The 1,058-nt window shown below is 56.4% G+C and carries 4 protein-coding genes; 3 read left to right on the top strand and 1 reads right to left on the bottom strand.

The annotated features are described in order from the left end of the window. Window positions 1–56 precede the first annotated feature (56 nt). Both DV027_RS18015 and DV027_RS17320 read left to right on the top strand, forming a co-directional pair. On the top strand, window positions 57–146 hold the full coding sequence (locus DV027_RS18015) for a hypothetical protein (RefSeq protein WP_242622006.1): 90 nt from the start codon (window positions 57–59) through the stop codon (window positions 144–146). Further along, window positions 143–466: a type II toxin-antitoxin system PemK/MazF family toxin gene (locus DV027_RS17320; protein ID WP_130732992.1), complete on the top strand. Its 324-nt coding sequence runs from the start codon at window positions 143–145 to the stop codon at window positions 464–466. Before DV027_RS18015 ends, DV027_RS17320 begins: the two co-directional genes overlap by 4 nt. A gap of 29 nt (window positions 467–495) precedes the next feature. On the opposite strand, the gene DV027_RS17710 is transcribed toward DV027_RS17320, so the two are convergent. Then, on the bottom strand, window positions 496–648 hold the full coding sequence (locus tag DV027_RS17710) for a hypothetical protein (RefSeq protein ID WP_165165566.1): 153 nt from the start codon (window positions 646–648) through the stop codon (window positions 496–498). A 72-nt stretch (window positions 649–720) separates the two neighbouring features. On the opposite strand from DV027_RS17710, the gene DV027_RS17315 reads away from it, so the two are divergent. After that, a complete protein-coding gene (locus tag DV027_RS17315; protein WP_110557453.1) occupies window positions 721–1,050 on the top strand; it encodes a type II toxin-antitoxin system HicA family toxin in 330 nt (109 codons plus the stop codon). Window positions 1,051–1,058: the final 8 nt, after the last annotated feature.

Genomic DNA, 1,058 nt, shown 5'->3' with positions numbered 1-1,058 from the left:
TCTGGGTTCCCGATACACGGGCAAAGGGGTTTGACGAGGAATGCCGCCGGCAGGCCATGCTGGTAGCCCTGGCTGACGCGCATGAGCCAGATATAGCCTCTTTCCTCGATGCGGCTGCCGCCGATCTGGATGGCTGGGAGGCATGAAGCGAGGCGACTTTGTAACCGTTGCCCTGCAAGGCGATCTCGGCAAACCCCAGCCTGCATTGGTGGTGCAGGCTGATCGGTTCGACATGACAGCTGCCGTGACCCTTCTGCCCCTCTCCAGCGCCCTTGTAGACGCTGCCCTGTTTCGCCTGACAATCCGACCCGATGAGCACAATGGGCTACGTAAGCCATCACAGGTCATGATCGACAAGCCAACCACTATCAACCGCGAAAAGGTTGGCCCGGCTTTCGGGATCGCCAGCGATACCCTCATGCTGTCTGTCAGTCGGGTGCTCGCCTTTTTCCTCGGACTGGCGTAGGCCCATCCTTCCCCAGGGGCATTTGCAGGTTATGTTGTGGCGTCAATTGCTGCCTGAACCTTTGCCAGATCGGCTTTCAGGATCACAAGCACCTGATCGGCCGGGACAGCGGGTTTCGTGCTGGCCCGGGCCTGGCGAATTGCAACCCTTTTGGCAGCCAGTTCATTGGAAAGATCAGTCATGATCATGTCTCCATTGCCAGATATTGCTTCGACAGCAACCGCTGTCGCAGCAATAGACCTTCAGCGAGAGCTATGTCCCACATCATATGGTTTCTGCTGAACAGGGATGAGGTCGTGTGCTGGAAGCTGGATTGCGTGCACGGTTCATATAGCGTCTTCAAACATCCGTCGCGACCAGGAATCGTGGTTGTTCCTCTTCCCAGAAGGGATCTGGGCACTGGGTTGGTCGCCGCCATCCGCAAGCAGGCGGGCATGATGATACGACCATCGTTGATGAGATCGACAAAAGCTGTTTTCTTGCTCATTCAGCTTAACCTAACTAAGTTGATTTGGCTAAGCCAAAGGGGTGCCCCATGCGAACCGTTAATATCCATGAAGCCAAGACGCACCTGTCCCGGCTGATCGACGCT

This window comes from Komagataeibacter xylinus (assembly GCF_004302915.1).
GTDB lineage: Bacteria > Pseudomonadota > Alphaproteobacteria > Acetobacterales > Acetobacteraceae > Komagataeibacter > Komagataeibacter xylinus_C.
The sequence above is the reverse complement of the archived record's forward strand: the minus strand, read 5'-3'. Positions and strand labels throughout refer to the sequence as shown.